The sequence below is a fragment of the Klebsiella oxytoca NBRC 105695 genome (genome assembly GCF_001598695.1).
Classification (GTDB): Bacteria; Pseudomonadota; Gammaproteobacteria; order Enterobacterales; family Enterobacteriaceae; genus Klebsiella; species Klebsiella oxytoca.
Map to the genome: position 1 here is coordinate 314,425 of NZ_BCZK01000002.1, position 16,572 is coordinate 330,996.

Genomic DNA, 16,572 nt, shown 5'->3' on the forward strand with positions numbered 1-16,572 from the left:
AATGATTCCTGCTGTCCGCCGCTATTTTAGTGATAACAGAAGTGCTATTCTTCGCGCTGCGACGACCCCCGGTATTCTCCGGCTTTTGCAATCACTCATGTTAACACTATGCTGCATACTATCCGTTGGCGAAATGCCCTCTCTGCTGTAGTTCTTACCCTGATGCTTTTTATCGGCTGTATTAGCGTTAATTCGGCGCTGGCGGCTGATTTACCTGAACGCTCCGAGGTCCAGAGCCAGCTCACGACCCTGAACAAGCAAAAAGATTTGACTCCCCAGGACAAGCTGGTTCAGCAGGACCTGACTCAGACGCTGGAAACGCTCGATAAAATTGAGCGCATAAAGTCGGAAACGACGCAGCTGCACCAGCAGGTCGCTCAGGCGCCTGCGAAAATGAATCAGGCTATCGATAGCCTGAACGCGCTAAGCGATGTCCCCAACGACGAGGCGACGCGTAAAACGCTGAGCACCTTGTCGCTGCGCCAGCTGGAATCGCGCGTCTCTCAGACTCTGGACGATTTGCAAAACGCGCAAAACGATCTGGCGACTTATAATAGTCAGCTTGTTTCGCTACAGACGCAGCCGGAACGCGTGCAGAATGCGATGTATTCCGCCTCTCAGCAGCTGCAGCAGATCCGTAATCGTCTGAATGGCACGACTACGGGCGAAGAGGCGCTACGTCCTACCCAGCAGAATTTGCTGCTGGCGCAGCAGGCCTTGCTGAATGCACAGATAGATCAACAGCGTAAAAGCCTGGAAGGCAACACGGTGCTGCAGGATACCCTGCAAAAGCAGCGTGACTACATCACCGCTTACAGCAATCGACTGGAGCATCAGCTTCAGCTGTTGCAGGAAGCGGTGAATAGCAAGCGCCTGACGCTGACGGAAAAGACGGCTCAGGAAGCGGTTTCTCCGGACGAAACGGCCCGTATTCAGGCAAACCCGCTGGTCAAGCAGGAGCTGGACATTAATCACCAGTTGAGCGAAAGGCTCATTTCGGCAACGGAAACGGGTAATCAGCTGGTTCAGCGCAACATCAAAGTGAAGACCTGGCTCGATCGTGCTCTGCAATCCGAGCGCGATATTAAAGAGCAGATTTCCGTGCTGAAAGGCAGCCTGCTGCTGTCGCGTATCCTTTATCAGCAACAGCAAACGCTGCCCTCTGCGGAGGAGCTAAGCGACATGACCAACCGCATCGCCGACCTGCGCCTTGAGCAGTTCGAGGTCAACCAGCAGCGCGATGCGCTATTCCAGAGCGATGCGTATGTCGCGAAGCTGGAGGAGGGGCATAGCAGCGAGGTGAATCCCGAAGTGCATGATGCGCTTCTTGAGATTGTTGATATGCGCCGGGAACTGCTCGATCAGTTTAATAAACAGCTCGGCAACCAGCTGATGATGGCGATTAACCTGCAAATCAATCAGCAGCAGCTAATGAGCGTGTCAACCAACCTGAAAGCCATCCTGACGCAGCAGATTTTCTGGGTAAATAGCAACCGCCCGATGGACTGGGAGTGGTTTAAAGCCTTCCCGGAGGCGCTGAAAGGACAGTTTAAGGCGATGAAAATCACCGTAAACTGGGAAAAGGCCTGGCCTGCGGTATTTATCGCTTTTCTGGCCGGCCTGCCGCTGCTGCTGATTGCCGGTCTGATTCGCTGGCGTCTGAACTGGCTGAAAGCGTATCAGGCTAAGCTGGCGTCGCAGGTGGGGCAACTGCGCAACGATACGCAGCTCCACACGCCGAAAGCGATTCTTATCGATCTGATTCGGGCGCTGCCGGTGGTGCTGGTCATACTCGCCGTCGGTCTGATTCTGCTGACGATGCAGCTGAATATTAGCGACCTTCTGTGGGCCTATAGCAAGAAGCTGGCGCTATTCTGGCTGGTGTTTGGCCTGTGCTGGAAAGTGCTGGAAAAAGACGGCGTGGCGGTGAGCCACTTTAATATGCCGTCACAGCTGACCAGCCACTGGCGGCGGCAGATTGTTCGCGTGAGCCTTGCGCTGCTGCCGCTCAACTTCTGGTCGGTGATGTCGGAACTGTCGCCGCTGCACCTGATGGATGACGTTCTCGGGCAGTTCGTTATTTTCCTCAACCTGTTGCTGATCGCGGTGCTTGTCTTGCCGATGTGCCGCGAAAGCTGGCGTGATAAAGAATCTCACAGCCTGCGCCTTATCACCGTTACCGTGCTATCGATCGTTCCCATCGCCCTGATGGTGCTGACGGCAACCGGCTATTTCTATACGACGCTGCGTCTGGCCGGCCGCTGGATTGAAACCGTTTATCTGGTGATGCTGTGGAACCTGTTGTATCAGACCGTGCTGCGCGGCCTGAGCGTGGCCGCGCGGCGTATTGCCTGGCGCCGCGCGCTGGCGCGTCGTCAGCATCTGGTTAAAGAGGGGGCTGAAGGAGCCGAGCCGCAGGAAGAACCGACAATTGCTCTGGAGCAGGTTAACCAGCAAACGCTGCGTATTACGATGCTGGTGATGATCGCGCTGTTTGCGGTCCTGTTCTGGGCGATTTGGTCGGATCTCATCACCGTCTTCGCCTATCTCGATAGTATTACGCTGTGGCATTACAACGGTACCGAAGCCGGGGTCAGCGCCGTGAAAAGCGTTACCATGGGGAGCCTGCTGTTCGCGATTGTCGCTTCGATGGTTGCCTGGGCGTTAATTCGCAACCTGCCGGGACTGCTGGAAGTGCTGGTGCTGTCCCGACTAAATATGCGCCAGGGGGCGTCTTATGCCATTACGACAATCCTTAATTACGCCATTATCGTTATTGGCGCGATGACGGTATTTGGCGCTCTGGGCGTCTCATGGGATAAACTACAGTGGCTGGCAGCGGCGTTGTCGGTTGGTTTAGGTTTCGGCTTACAGGAAATATTCGGTAACTTTGTTTCCGGTCTGATTATTCTCTTTGAGCGCCCGGTGCGCATTGGCGATACGGTGACCATTGGCACCTTCTCCGGCACCGTCAGCAAAATCCGCATTCGCGCCACGACCATCACCGATTTTGACCGTAAAGAGGTGATTATCCCCAATAAGGCCTTCGTGACTGAGCGTCTGATTAACTGGTCGCTCTCCGATACCGTCACCCGCGTTGTCATCCGCCTTGGCGTAGCGTACGGTTCTGACCTGGATAAGGTTAAAGAAGTGCTGCTTAAGGCTGCGCACGAGCATCCGAAAGTGATGCAGGAGCCCGCGCCGTCGGTTTTCTTTACCACTTTCGGCGCCAGTACGCTCGATCATGAACTACGACTATACGTGCGCGAACTTCGCGATCGCAGCTATGCAGTGGATGAGCTTAACCGGGCGATCGATCGTTTGTGTCGTGAGAACAATATTGATATCGCCTTTAACCAGCTGGAGGTTCATCTTCGCAATGAGAAGGGCGATGAAGTCACCGAGGTGAAGCGGGATAAAGGCGACGATGCCACTCCGGCGATGAGCTAAGCATGGCGGGGCGGTAAATACCCGCCCCGCAGATTTTAATGGCTGAGCGAGGAGAGTTCTTCCTGGCTCAGACCCGTCAGCTCCATCACCATCTTAGGATCCTGCCCGCTGGCGAGCATTTTCAGCGCAATGCTGTGCGAGATTTCTTTACGGCCTTTCTGTCGACTCTCCAGTCTGCCTTCTCTTCTCCCTTTTTTACGACCTTTCTCTTCCAGCCATTCGGCAATCGCCAGCAGCGCAACCAGTATCGGTTGCAATTCGGCCAGATCGCGCTGGCGGATATGCTTTTGCAACAGTTCCAGCATCGCCATACGCTGGTGGAGGATGAATTGATTATCTGGCATAACGGTCAGGTCCATCAGTGGAAAATCACCGCCGTACAGCGCGCTGGCAAGCTCAGGATGGTTAAAGAGATGATGCCAGTTGAGCGTATGCGGCCAGGGACTGACGGCGCCGTGATAAAACAGAATGGGGACCACAAGGGGCAACGTATCGTGGCCAGCATCAAGGTGACGCTGTATGGCTACGAGCGTATAGCGCATCAGGCGAAAAGCCATGAACTTGTCCGGAGAGCTTTGATGTTCAATCAGCGCATAGATATATCCGGCGCCGTGCCGCGTTTGCAGAGAGTAAAGTATATCTGAGTAGCTGGAGCGCAGGTCTTCTTCGATAAAACTGCCTGAAGCCAGCTGCAGCGTACTAAGATCGCAGATACTTAAAAACTGCGCCGGGAGGTAAAGCTGTAAAAAATCGCGGGCGACCTCTTTCTGAGTCAACATTTGACGAAAAATGGCATCGTGCGGCGTACGTGAGAATCTTTCCATGAGCATTTATCCGTTTTGGTAAGGGCAGGCGATGACTCTGCCACCCCCAACGATCCGGCAACAGGCTACTCCGGCGCGTTTTGCGAGGCCTCTTCCGCACTTTTTACTTTGTTTTCATAATCGCGACGGATAATCTCCAGCGCAGCTAGCACGGTTTGCGCAGGGACATTATTTTCCTCAAGCAGCATGATTAAATCGACGGCCAGCTTGACCTCGTCAGGCGCATTTTCCAGCGACATCTTTCTTCCTCCACTTAACGTGTTAATCGGGCCAGCCTGTTTTCAATTTTTTCCAGCGCGTCGCGACAGCGGGCAAGGCGTGCGGCGTAGGCGTCAACTTCTTTTGCCAGCCGCTGCTGTTCATCAAGAGATGTGACTTGCGCCAGCTGTCTTTGGCGATCGTTGCGCATGGCCAGCAGACGCCGCTCATATTCCTGATGCTGGATACGCCGGCGCTGCCAGCGGCTAAGCGTCGGCGAAGCGCTATCCCAGGCGCGTAACGACCAGGTGGCCGTTTCCCGGCTAATGGCGGCGATTTGGGCCACAAGATGTTCCGCCAGCCAGGCAACCTGGGGGAGCTGCTGGCGTTCGACCGCCAGCTTTAACTCCGTTAAACGATCGCTGGCCTCATTGAGATAAGCCTGCATCTGCGTGCTGCGGGTCCGAAACAGCTGGCGATCGAAACGCGGGCTGAGGGTCGCGTGATTCGCCATTGGCGCTACCCGGACGGCCAGCTCCGCAAGCTGATTTTCCAACGAATGTAAAAGCCGGGTGGTTTTCAAATAACTCCTCCATCCCCTGATAAGCAACTGTGCTACATTAGCGTTATCTTCTTGATAACGATTCGCATTATGCCACGTATTATTTTGATCATCATTGGCTGGCTGGCGGTAGCGCTGGGAACGCTGGGCGTATTTTTACCGCTACTGCCGACGACGCCTTTTATCCTGCTTGCCGCCTGGTGCTTTGCGCGCTCGTCGCCGCGTTTTCACCACTGGCTTTTGTACCGCTCATGGTTTGGCGGTTACCTGCGTCACTGGCAGAAATACCGCGCCATGCCGCCGGGAGCGAAGCCGCGCGCGATAGCGATGATTTTGCTGACCTTTGCTATTTCCCTGTGGCTGGTTAATCTTACTTGGGTGCGCATCTTGCTGCTGATCATTCTGGCCTGTCTGCTGATATTTATGTGGCGCATTCCGGTGGTTGATGCAAAGCAACAAAAGCACTGATGCGCAATAATGATGGTTGCAATTGTCGCTGACAGCCAGTAAATTCTGGCGTTTTCGAGCGCGGGTAAGCCTGGTCAAAGGTTAAACAAATGTTTCTTTGGCCCATTTGGCATGCCCGTGAGTAATACCGTTTTAATCAGGCATACACTTATGACCGCAACAGCACAGCAGCTTGAATATCTGAAGAACAGCATCCAAAGCATCCAGGACTATCCGAAACCTGGCATCCTTTTCCGTGATGTCACCAGCTTGCTGGAAGACCCGAAGGCCTATGCGCTCAGCATTGAACTGCTGGCCGAGCGTTATAAAGACGCGGGTATTACCAAAGTGGTGGGCACCGAAGCGCGTGGCTTCTTGTTTGGCGCACCGGTTGCGCTGGCGCTGGGCGTAGGCTTTGTTCCGGTACGCAAGCCGCGTAAGCTGCCGCGTGAGACCATCGCAGAAAGCTACGAGCTTGAGTACGGCACCGATCAGCTGGAAATCCATGTCGATGCGATCAAAGAAGGCGATAAAGTCCTGGTGGTTGACGATCTGCTGGCAACCGGCGGCACCATCGACGCCACCGTGAAGCTTATCCGTCGCCTGGGCGGTGAAGTGCACGATGCGGCTTTTATTATCAATCTGTTCGATCTGGGCGGCGAGCAGCGTCTGGAAAAACTGGGAATTAACTGCTATAGCCTGGTCCCTTTCCCGGGTCACTAAGCAAATCCCTCCACATAGCCTCGCTGATTGAGCGGGGCTGTGATAGCATGACCCCCTCGTGATTTCACCTTCCAGCGTTTCAGAGCCAGCCCATGAGTTATCAGGTCTTAGCCCGTAAATGGCGCCCACAAACCTTTGCTGACGTCGTCGGCCAGGAACATGTGCTGACCGCACTGGCGAACGGCTTGTCGTTAGGGCGCATTCATCATGCCTATCTCTTTTCCGGCACCCGCGGCGTGGGTAAAACCTCTATCGCACGCCTGCTGGCAAAAGGATTAAACTGTGAAACCGGTATTACCGCCACGCCATGCGGCGTCTGCGATAACTGCCGTGAAATAGAACAGGGGCGCTTTGTCGATCTGATAGAGATCGATGCCGCTTCGCGCACCAAAGTCGAAGATACCCGCGATCTGCTGGATAACGTGCAGTACGCGCCGGCCCGCGGTCGCTTCAAGGTCTATCTGATCGATGAAGTCCATATGCTTTCGCGCCACAGCTTCAACGCGTTGTTAAAAACGCTGGAGGAGCCGCCGGCGCACGTAAAATTTCTGCTGGCGACCACCGATCCGCAGAAGCTGCCGGTGACCATTCTTTCCCGCTGCCTGCAGTTCCATCTTAAGGCGCTGGATGTCGAACAGATTCGCCATCAGCTTGAGCATATCCTCGGCGTCGAGCAGATCGCTTTCGAACCGCGCGCGCTGCAGCTGCTGTCGCGCGCGGCGGATGGCAGCCTGCGCGATGCATTAAGCCTGACCGATCAGGCTATCGCCAGCGGCGACGGCCGTCTGACGGCTGAATCCGTTAGCACCATGCTCGGTACGCTTGACGACGATCAGGCGCTCTCGCTGATTGAAGCGCTGGTGGCCGCCGATGGCGAACGCGTCATGGCCGGCGTCAATGAAGCTGCCGCTCGCGGCGTGGAGTGGGAGGCTTTGCTGGTGGAAATGCAGAGCCTGTTGCACCGCATTGCAATGGTTCAGCTGTCGCCGTCGGCGCTGGGGGCGGATATGGCCGCGATAGAGCTACGCATGCGCGAGCTGGCGCGGACGGTGCCGCCTACCGATGTTCAGCTGTACTATCAAACGTTATTAATTGGCCGTAAAGAGCTTCCATACGCGCCGGATCGCCGGATGGGCGTTGAGATGACGCTTCTGCGTGCGCTGGCGTTCCATCCGCGTATGCCGCTGCCGGAACCGGAGGCGCCGCCGGCGCAGGCTATTCAGGCCGCCCCTGCACAGCAGTCCGCCCCGGCATCCGCTCCACCGCCGCCGCCGCCGCAGAATTTGCCGCAGACCACCAGCCAGGTGCTGGCGGCACGCAGCCAACTGCAGCGCAGCCAGGGAGCGCCCACCCCAAAAAAGAGTGAACCGGCAGCCGCTTCCCGCGCGCGGCCGGTGAATAACGCTGCGCTGGAACGACTGAGTTCGATTACTGAACGCGTACAGGCGCGTCCGGCTGCTGCTGCGCTGGAAAAAGCGCCGGCGAAAAAAGAAGCTTATCGCTGGAAATCGACGACGGTTGTTGAAACCGTGAAAGAAGAAGTGGCGACGCCGAAGGCGCTGAAAAAAGCGCTGGAGCATGAAAAAACGCCGGAACTGGCGGCAAAACTGGCTATTGAAGCGGTCGAGCGCGATAGCTGGGCGGCGGAAGTCAGCCGGCTTGCGGTGCCAAAGCTGGTGGAGCAGGTCGCCCTCAATGCCTGGAAAGAGCAGGAGGGCAACCGCGTCTGCCTGCATCTTCGCCCGAACCAGCGGCACCTGAATTCGGCGGGCGCGCAGCAAAAGCTGGCGGAAGCGCTCGGTATTTTGTACGGTACGCCGGTTGAATTGACCATCGTGGAAGATGATAATCCCGCGATGCGCACGCCGCTTGAGTGGCGGCAGGCAATTTATGAAGAAAAGCTCGCGCAGGCGCGTGAAGCGATTATTGCGGATAATAACATTCAGACGCTGCGTCGATTTTTCGATGCGGACCTGGATGAAGAGAGTATTCGCCCCATTTGATTGCAAGTCTGACTTGCGGTCAGCATCCTTAACGATGACCTACTGAGAGAGAAGCCTATGTTTGGTGGAAAAGGCGGTCTGGGTAACCTGATGAAGCAGGCCCAGCAGATGCAAGAAAAAATGCAGCAGATGCAGGAAGAAGTCGCTCGACTGGAAGTGACCGGTGAATCCGGCGCAGGCCTGGTCAAAGTCACCATCAACGGTGCGCATAACTGCCGCCGCGTTGAGATCGACCCGAGCCTGCTGGAAGACGACAAAGAGATGCTGGAAGATCTGGTGGCCGCTGCGTTTAACGATGCCGCCCGCCGCATCGAAGAGACGCAGAAAGAAAAAATGGCGTCTGTGTCCGCCGGTATGCAGCTGCCGCCAGGCTTTAAGATGCCGTTCTGATGCAAACCAGTCCGCTGTTAACGCAGCTTATGGAAGCACTGCGCTGCCTGCCGGGCGTCGGCCCGAAGTCGGCGCAGCGCATGGCGTTTACCCTGCTGCAGCGCGATCGCAGCGGCGGGATGCGCCTGGCGCAAGCGCTGACGCGCGCGATGTCGGAAATCGGCCACTGCGCCGATTGCCGCACATTCACCGAGCAGGAGGTATGCAATATTTGCAGCAACCCTCGGCGGAAGGAAAACGGCCAGATCTGCGTGGTAGAGAGCCCAGCGGATATCTACGCTATCGAGCAGACCGGGCAGTTTTCCGGTCGTTATTTTGTGCTGATGGGCCATCTGTCGCCGCTTGACGGCATCGGGCCGGATGACATTGGGCTCGATCGCCTGGAGCAGCGTCTGCGTGACGAATCGATGCAGGAAGTGATCCTCGCAACCAACCCAACGGTTGAAGGGGAGGCGACCGCGAACTATATCGCCGAGCTTTGCGCGCAGTATGGCGTAGAGGCGAGCCGTATCGCTCATGGCGTACCGGTCGGCGGCGAGCTGGAAATGGTTGACGGCACAACGCTGTCACACTCTCTTGCCGGACGGCATAAGATTCGTTTTTAATCAAACGGAGGCGCTTTTCGGGGCCTCCGCTTGAAAACGTCTTCCTCTGTCCCCATCTCACCCTCAACGGTTTTTTTACCATTAACAATGGCATTGTTGAGGTTGATTTAGATGAAAGGACAAGAAACTCGTGGTTTTCAGTCAGAGGTTAAGCAGCTTCTGCACCTGATGATCCATTCTCTTTATTCCAACAAAGAAATTTTCCTGCGTGAGCTGATTTCCAACGCCTCCGATGCGGCCGACAAGCTGCGCTTCCGCGCCCTGTCCCAGCCGGATCTGTATGAAGGCGACGGCGAACTGCGCGTGCGTGTTTCATTTGATAAAGACAACCGCACCCTGACCATTGCCGATAACGGCATTGGTATGAACCGCGATGAAGTGATTGACCATCTCGGCACCATCGCCAAGTCCGGCACCAAAGCATTCCTTGAGTCCATGGGCTCTGACCAGGCGAAAGACAGCCAGCTGATTGGCCAGTTCGGCGTGGGCTTCTATTCAGCGTTTATTGTCGCCGATAAAGTCACCGTACGTACCCGCGCGGCGGGAGACAGCGCAGAAAATGGCGTATTCTGGGAGTCCGCCGGCGAAGGCGAATATACCGTTGCCGACATTAACAAAGCCGATCGCGGTACCGAGATCACGCTGCACCTGCGCGAAGGCGAGGATGATTTCCTCAACGACTGGCGCGTGCGTTCGATCATCAGCAAATACTCCGATCACATCGCGCTGCCGGTGGAAATTGAAAAACGCGAAGAAGTGGACGGTGAAACCGTCATTACCTGGGAGAAAATTAACAAAGCCCAGGCGCTGTGGACGCGCAATAAGTCGGAAATCAAAGACGACGAGTACAACGAGTTTTATAAGCATATTGCCCATGACTACAGCGATCCGCTGACCTGGAGCCACAACCGCGTTGAAGGCAAGCAGGAGTACACCAGCCTGCTGTATATCCCGTCGCAGGCGCCATGGGATATGTGGAATCGCGACCATAAACACGGCCTGAAGCTGTACGTACAGCGCGTTTTCATCATGGATGACGCTGAGCAGTTTATGCCGAACTACCTGCGCTTCGTCCGCGGCCTGGTCGACTCCAACGATCTGCCGCTGAATGTGTCGCGTGAAATCCTTCAGGACAGCAGCGTGACCCGCAATCTGCGCACTGCGCTGAGCAAGCGCGCCCTGCAGATGCTGGAAAAACTGGCGAAAGACGACGCGGAAAAATATCAGACCTTCTGGCAGCAGTTTGGCCTGGTGCTGAAAGAAGGCCCGGCGGAAGATCACGCTAACCAGCAGACCATTGCTAAACTGCTGCGTTTCGCCAGTACCCATACCGATTCCGCCGCGCAGACCGTGTCGCTGGAAGAGTACGTCTCCCGCATGAAAGAAGGGCAGGAGAAGATTTACTACATTACCGCCGACAGCTACGCCGCCGCGAAGAGCAGCCCGCATCTGGAACTGCTGCGTAAGAAAGGCATTGAAGTGCTGCTGCTTTCCGATCGCATCGACGAGTGGATGATGAGCTATCTGACCGAGTTCGACGGTAAGCCGTTCCAGTCGGTGGCGAAAGCCGATGAGTCGCTGGATAAGCTGACGGACGAAGTGGATGAAACCACAAAAGAAGCTGAGAAGGCGCTGGAGCCGTTCGTTGAGCGAGCCAAAACGCTGCTCGGCGACCGGGTGAAAGAGGTTCGCCTGACCCATCGTCTGACCGATACGCCGGCCATCGTTACCACCGACGCGGATGAAATGAGCACCCAAATGGCGAAACTGTTTGCCGCTGCGGGCCAGGCCGCGCCGGAAGTGAAGTACATCTTCGAACTGAACCCGCTGCATCCGCTGGTAAAACGCGCGGCGGACACTCAGGATGATGCGCAATTCGGCGAGTGGGTTGAGCTGCTTCTCGATCAGGCGCTGCTGGCCGAGCGCGGTACGCTGGAAGATCCGAACCAGTTTATTCGCCGCATGAACCAGCTGCTGGCGTCGTAATCTTTCCCCTCAGCCTCACCCTCTCCCTGTCAGGGGAGAGGGGACTTGCCCGGCATTGACATGCTGGCGCGGAGGCTGTCATCGTTTAGCCTGCTTCTCCCTGTTCCCCTGCTGGCTCCGGCGCGTGTTTTCTTCCTTGCCCTGCGGGAGAGGAGCGGAATGAGGGCAACAAAACGCACTCTACGTAAAATATCTCACCATTAACCGTTTCAGCCGCCCCGCCTTCCTTGAGCCATCCGCGTTCTGGTGGTATGGTTTAGCGTTTTTTGAAATATTGAATCAACTTTTGAGGGGATTTTCGTAATGCGTATTATTCTGCTTGGCGCTCCGGGCGCGGGTAAAGGAACTCAGGCTCAGTTCATCATGGAGAAATACGGTATTCCGCAAATCTCCACCGGCGACATGCTGCGTGCCGCGGTGAAGTCAGGCTCCGAGCTGGGCAAAAAGGCGAAGGATATTATGGACGCCGGTAAGCTGGTCACCGACGAACTGGTTATCGCCCTGGTCAAAGAGCGTATTACTCAGGAAGATTGCCGCAACGGATTCCTGCTGGACGGCTTCCCGCGCACCATTCCCCAGGCTGACGCCATGAAAGAAGCGGGCATTGCCGTAGATTACGTACTGGAATTCGATGTTCCTGATGAACTGATCGTTGACCGCATCATCGGCCGTCGCGTTCACGCTGCTTCCGGCCGCGTTTATCACATCAAATTTAATCCGCCGAAAGTCGAAGGCAAAGACGACGTGACCGGCGAAGAGCTGACCACCCGTAAAGACGACCAGGAAGAGACCGTGCGTAAGCGTCTGGTTGAATATCATCAGATGACGGCTCCGCTGATCGGCTACTATCAGAAAGAAGCTGAAGCGGGCAATACCCAATACGCGAAAGTTGATGGCACCAAAGCGGTTGCGGACGTTCGCGCCGAACTGGAAAAAATCCTCGGTTAATTCCGTTAGTTCTCATCCCGCAGCGGCGGGGTGAGAACTCCTCTCATTTTACCTTTTTCTATGATTGGTTCCGTTTAGCGCCATTTCAGCTACAATTGTCAGCGATTCAAATGGTTAAGAGGCGGTAATGCATCAGACGAAAACAGGTATCTTATTAGCCAATTTAGGCACTCCCGATGCGCCCACGCCCGACGCGGTTAAGCGCTATCTACGACAGTTTCTTAGCGATCGGCGCGTGGTGGATACCTCCCGTCTACTGTGGTGGCCGTTGCTGCGCGGCGTGATACTGCCCCTGCGCGCCCCCAGGGTCGCTAAGCTCTATCAGTCCATCTGGATGGAAGACGGCTCGCCGCTGATGGTCTATAGCCAGCAGCAGAGGCAGGCGCTGGCCGCGCGGCTTCCGGATACGCCGGTGGCGCTGGGGATGAGCTACGGCTCGCCGTCGCTGGAGAGCGCGGTGGATGAACTGCTGGCGCAGGGTGTGGACCACATCGTGGTGCTACCGCTCTATCCGCAATACTCCTGTTCTACCGTGGCGGCGGTCTGGGATGAGCTGGGGCGTATCCTCGCCGGAAAGCGCGCGATTCCCGGCATCTCTTTTATTCGCGACTATGCCGATGATGTGGACTACATTCACGCGCTGGCCGCCAGCGTACGCGCTTCGTTTGCGGTGCACGGCGAGCCGGATTTACTGCTGCTCTCCTATCATGGGATTCCACAGCGTTACGCTCAGCAAGGGGATACCTATCCTCAGCGCTGTCGCGATACCACTCGTGAGCTGGTTTCAGCCCTTGGTCTGTCGCCTGACCGGGTCATGATGACTTTTCAGTCGCGCTTTGGTCGTGAGCCGTGGCTGACGCCCTATACTGACGAAACGCTGAAAATGCTCGGTGAGAAAGGGGTGAAGCATATTCAGGTTATCTGCCCCGGCTTTGCTGCCGATTGCCTGGAGACGCTGGAAGAGATCGCGGTGCAAAACCGGGAAATCTTCCTTGAAGCCGGCGGCCAGCAATATGAGTACATACCGGCGCTTAATGCGGACACCGCGCATATTGAAATGATGGTCAACCTGACGGCGAAATATCGCTGATCGCGCGTGCGGCGGGGAGTATGCTACTATTCCCCGCTTGTTCACTGTCAATAAATCGCCACTATGAAATTTCCCGGTAAACGCAAATCCAAACACTATTTTCCCGTCAACGCTCGCGATCCGCTGCTGCAACAAATTCAGCCGGACAATGAGTCTAACGTCGCCTGGGTCGTCGGCATCGATCAAACCCTGGTCGATATCGAAGCGAAAGTGGATGAGGCGTTTATCGTACGCTACGGCCTGAGCGCCGGGCATTCGCTGGTGATTGAGGATGATGTCGCCGAAGCGTTGTACCAGGAACTGGTCCGCAACGATCTGATTACCCACCAGTTTGCCGGTGGTACCATCGGAAACACCATGCACAACTACTCGGTGCTGGCGGATGACCGCTCGGTTCTGCTTGGCGTCATGTGCAGCAATATTGAAATCGGCGGCTACGCCTATCGCTACCTGTGCAACACCTCCAGCCGTACCGATCTGAACTACCTGCAAGGCGTGGATGGCGCGATTGGTCGCTGCTTTACCCTTATTAGCGACTCCGGCGAGCGCACCTTTGCGATCAGCCCCGGCCATATGAATAAGCTCCGCCCGGAAAGCATTCCGGAAAGCGTGATCGCCGGCGCTTCCGCGCTGGTGCTGACCTCCTACCTCGTCCGCTGCAAGCCGGGTGAGCCGATGCCGGACGCGACGATGCAGGCCATCAAATATGCGAAAAAGCACGATGTACCGGTGGTCCTGACCCTGGGGACTAAATACGTTATCGCTGATAATCCGGCGTGGTGGCAGGCGTTCCTCAAAGAACACGTTTCTATTCTGGCGATGAACGAAGAGGAGGCGGAAGCGCTGACCGGACTATCCGATCCGCTGCTGGCTTCCGACAAGGCGCTGGAGTGGGTTGACCTGGTACTGTGCACCGCCGGGCCCGCCGGGCTGTATATGGCCAGTTTTACCGAGGATGAGGCTAAGCGCAAAACGCAGCATCCGCTGCTGCCTGGCGCGATTGCCGAGTTTAACCAGTATGAATTCAGCCGCGCGATGCGCCACCAGGACTGCGAGAATCCGCTGCGTATTTATTCGCATATCGCACCCTATATGGGCGGGCCGGAGAAGATCATGAACACCAACGGCGCCGGCGACGGCGCGCTGGCGGCACTGCTGCACGACATCACCGCTAATAATTATCATCGCAATAACGTGCCGAACTCCAGCAAGCACAAATGCAAATGGCTGACCTATTCCTCGCTGGCGCAGGTGTGTAAATACGCTAACCGCGTGAGCTATCAGGTGCTGAACCAGCATTCACCGCGTCTGACCCGCGGCCTGCCGGAGCGTGAAGATAGTCTGGAAGAGGCCTACTGGGATCGTTAAGCCGGTAAATAAAGTCGGCCCCGGGGAGTCGGGGCCGGAAGCATTAACCGGTAATAAGCTCGCCGGCTGGCGGCGTTTCAAGCAGCTTAAGCATGGCGCGGGCGATTTCTCGCTCGCCCATCACTACCTGGTTGGCGCCGCGTTCAACAATATATTCCACCTCATCGTCGTAATGCGCGCGCGCGATGATCTCGATATTCGGGCACTTCTCGCGCGCTGAGGCCACGATCTCTCCGGCCTCGTAACCGTTAGGGATGGTGAGCAGTAGCCAGCGCGCGCAGTCCAGATGCGCCAGATTCATTATCTCTTCATTGGCGGCGTTACCTAAAACTGCGCGAATACCCCGCGCGCGCAGTTCGTCAACGCGGGTGCGCGATGTTTCGATAACTACCAGCGGTATCCCCTGAGCCATCAGTTTTTCACCAAGCAGGCTCCCGACGCGACCGAAACCGACCAGCAGCGCATGGTTACAGATATCAACGGGGATCTGTTTCTCATCTTCCAGCACTTCTTCCAGCGTCTGTTCGTCCAGCGTCTCCGTTTTATCGAGGTATTTTTCCAGCAGGGTAAACAGGACCGGGTTGAGCATGATGGAGATAATGGCGCCGGCAAGCACCAGGTTCTGCCCGGCCTGCGGCAGCAGATCCAGCGCCATTCCCAGACCAGCAAGAATAAAGGCGAATTCACCGATTTGCGCCAGACTGGCGGCAATGGTCAGGGCAGTGCGCGGCGAGTGGCCGAACATCCGCACCAGGAAGAAGGCGGCAGCCGATTTACCGAAAATGATGATAGCCAGCGTCGCCAGTACTGCCAGCGGCTGCTCAAGCAGAATCATCGGGTCGAACAGCATTCCGACGGAGACAAAGAACAGCACGGCGAAGGCGTCGCGCAGCGGCAGCGTATCGTGGGCCGCGCGATGGCTGAGCTCGGATTCATTGAGCACCATACCGGCGAAAAAGGCGCCGAGGGCGAAGGAGACGTCAAATAGTTCAACGGCGCCGAAAGCGATGCCGAGCGCTAACGCCAGTACCGACAGTGTAAACAGCTCGCGTGAACCGGTTGCCGCGCTGCGCGACATAATCCACGGCACCAGGCGGCGGCCGACGAGCATCATAATGGCGATGAAGGCGACGACTTTGCCGATGGTAATACTCATATCGAGGGCCAGAGAAGCCAGGCCCACGTCGCCTTTCTCGGTCATGCCGGCAACCGCCGGCAGCAGCACCAGCGTCAGAACCATCACCAGATCTTCAACAATCAGCCAGCCGATGGCGATTTGCCCCCGCTGGCTATCAATAAGCTGCCGTTCTTCCAGCGCGCGCAGCAGCACCACGGTACTGGCGGTAGAAAGACACAGACCAAAAACGATACCGGTCATTAACGACCAGCCCAGCATGGCAGAGAGCGCCATACCCAACAGGGTCGCTACGGCTATCTGGGCGATAGCGCCCGGGATGGCGATGGCCTTAACCGCCATCAGATCTTTTAAGGAGAAATGCAGACCCACGCCGAACATCAGCAGGATCACGCCGAGCTCGGCCAGTTCCGGTGCCAGCTTGGTATCAGCAACAAAACCTGGGGTAAAAGGTCCGGCCAGCACGCCCGCTAATAGATATCCCACCAGAGGAGAAATACGTAGCTTATTGGCAATCATGCCGAGAATAAAGGCGAGCACAAGGCCGCCGACAATGGTGGTGATTAGCGGTGTTGCGTGGTGCATTCCGTCTCCTTGCAGTGGTGAGCTGATCCATTTTCGGTACATACCCGTCATGCTTCAATTTGCATGGGCGTAGGCTTTATTACTTAGCTCATCCATGAGCCTCGCCCTTGGGGGCCAGCGCCAGCGCTGTTCAAGGCACAAGTGGCTTGTCCTGCAACTTGAATGAATTAGGGTATAAAACCAAAAAACCGAATAATAGTTTATGACACTTTCAGCGGTTTTGTTTATGAATAATCGTTGAATTTTGCAGAAAAATGC

The 16,572-nt window shown here is 56.2% G+C and carries 14 protein-coding genes and 1 other annotated feature; of the genes, 10 read left to right on the forward strand and 4 right to left on the reverse strand.

The features are described from left to right. Positions 1–108: 108 nt before the first annotated feature. Positions 109–3,450 (forward strand): mechanosensitive channel MscK, encoded by a 3,342-nt coding sequence (gene mscK, locus KO1_RS05110; protein ID WP_024273854.1) that lies wholly within the window; start codon positions 109–111, stop codon positions 3,448–3,450. A gap of 35 nt (positions 3,451–3,485) precedes the next feature. On the opposite strand, the gene KO1_RS05115 is transcribed toward mscK, so the two are convergent. The 3 genes from KO1_RS05115 to priC all read right to left on the reverse strand — a co-directional run bounded on the left by KO1_RS05115 (position 3,486) and on the right by priC (position 5,055). Next, positions 3,486–4,274, reverse strand: coding sequence for an Rpn family recombination-promoting nuclease/putative transposase (locus tag KO1_RS05115; RefSeq protein ID WP_023329379.1), 789 nt, complete (start codon positions 4,272–4,274; stop codon positions 3,486–3,488). Between the two features lie 65 nt (positions 4,275–4,339). Continuing rightward, on the reverse strand, positions 4,340–4,513 hold the full coding sequence (gene rsmS / locus KO1_RS26860) for a pleiotropic regulatory protein RsmS (RefSeq protein WP_004099661.1): 174 nt from the start codon (positions 4,511–4,513) through the stop codon (positions 4,340–4,342). A gap of 14 nt (positions 4,514–4,527) precedes the next feature. Then, positions 4,528–5,055 (reverse strand): primosomal replication protein N'', encoded by a 528-nt coding sequence (gene priC / locus KO1_RS05120; protein ID WP_023329380.1) that lies wholly within the window; start codon positions 5,053–5,055, stop codon positions 4,528–4,530. A 69-nt stretch (positions 5,056–5,124) separates the two neighbouring features. Here priC and KO1_RS05125 point away from each other — a divergent pair, with 69 nt between their 5' ends. The 9 genes from KO1_RS05125 (at position 5,125) to KO1_RS05165 (ending at position 14,594) form a co-directional block, all read left to right on the forward strand. Beyond that, positions 5,125–5,502, forward strand: a complete 378-nt coding sequence (locus KO1_RS05125) for a DUF454 family protein (protein ID WP_004099668.1) — start codon at positions 5,125–5,127, stop codon at positions 5,500–5,502. A gap of 150 nt (positions 5,503–5,652) precedes the next feature. Further along, positions 5,653–6,204, forward strand: coding sequence for an adenine phosphoribosyltransferase (gene apt / locus KO1_RS05130; RefSeq protein WP_004099669.1), 552 nt, complete (start codon positions 5,653–5,655; stop codon positions 6,202–6,204). A 92-nt stretch (positions 6,205–6,296) separates the two neighbouring features. After that, a complete protein-coding gene (gene dnaX, locus KO1_RS05135) occupies positions 6,297–8,207 on the forward strand; it encodes a DNA polymerase III subunit gamma/tau (RefSeq protein ID WP_064406852.1) in 1,911 nt (636 codons plus the stop codon). Next, positions 7,540–7,604: a sequence feature (DnaX frameshifting element), on the forward strand. Its footprint overlaps the gene before it by 65 nt. Positions 8,208–8,264: 57 nt before the next feature. After that, positions 8,265–8,597: a YbaB/EbfC family nucleoid-associated protein gene (locus KO1_RS05140; protein WP_004099673.1), complete on the forward strand. Its 333-nt coding sequence runs from the start codon at positions 8,265–8,267 to the stop codon at positions 8,595–8,597. Further along, positions 8,597–9,202: a recombination mediator RecR gene (gene recR, locus KO1_RS05145; protein ID WP_004099675.1), complete on the forward strand. Its 606-nt coding sequence runs from the start codon at positions 8,597–8,599 to the stop codon at positions 9,200–9,202. The genes KO1_RS05140 and recR overlap by 1 nt, the downstream gene beginning before the upstream one ends. Before the next feature lie 111 nt (positions 9,203–9,313). Beyond that, positions 9,314–11,188: a molecular chaperone HtpG gene (gene htpG, locus KO1_RS05150; protein ID WP_004099677.1), complete on the forward strand. Its 1,875-nt coding sequence runs from the start codon at positions 9,314–9,316 to the stop codon at positions 11,186–11,188. A 303-nt stretch (positions 11,189–11,491) separates the two neighbouring features. Continuing rightward, on the forward strand, positions 11,492–12,136 hold the full coding sequence (gene adk, locus KO1_RS05155) for an adenylate kinase (RefSeq protein ID WP_004099679.1): 645 nt from the start codon (positions 11,492–11,494) through the stop codon (positions 12,134–12,136). Positions 12,137–12,263: 127 nt separating this feature from the next. Next, positions 12,264–13,226, forward strand: coding sequence for a ferrochelatase (hemH, locus tag KO1_RS05160; protein ID WP_024273855.1), 963 nt, complete (start codon positions 12,264–12,266; stop codon positions 13,224–13,226). Between the two features lie 63 nt (positions 13,227–13,289). Then, positions 13,290–14,594 (forward strand): inosine/guanosine kinase, encoded by a 1,305-nt coding sequence (locus KO1_RS05165; RefSeq protein WP_004099683.1) that lies wholly within the window; start codon positions 13,290–13,292, stop codon positions 14,592–14,594. A gap of 43 nt (positions 14,595–14,637) precedes the next feature. On the opposite strand, the gene ybaL is transcribed toward KO1_RS05165, so the two are convergent. After that, entirely contained in the window at positions 14,638–16,314 is a 1,677-nt protein-coding gene (gene ybaL / locus KO1_RS05170) for a YbaL family putative K(+) efflux transporter (RefSeq protein ID WP_004099684.1), read from the reverse strand. Between the last annotated feature and the right edge of the window lie 258 nt (positions 16,315–16,572).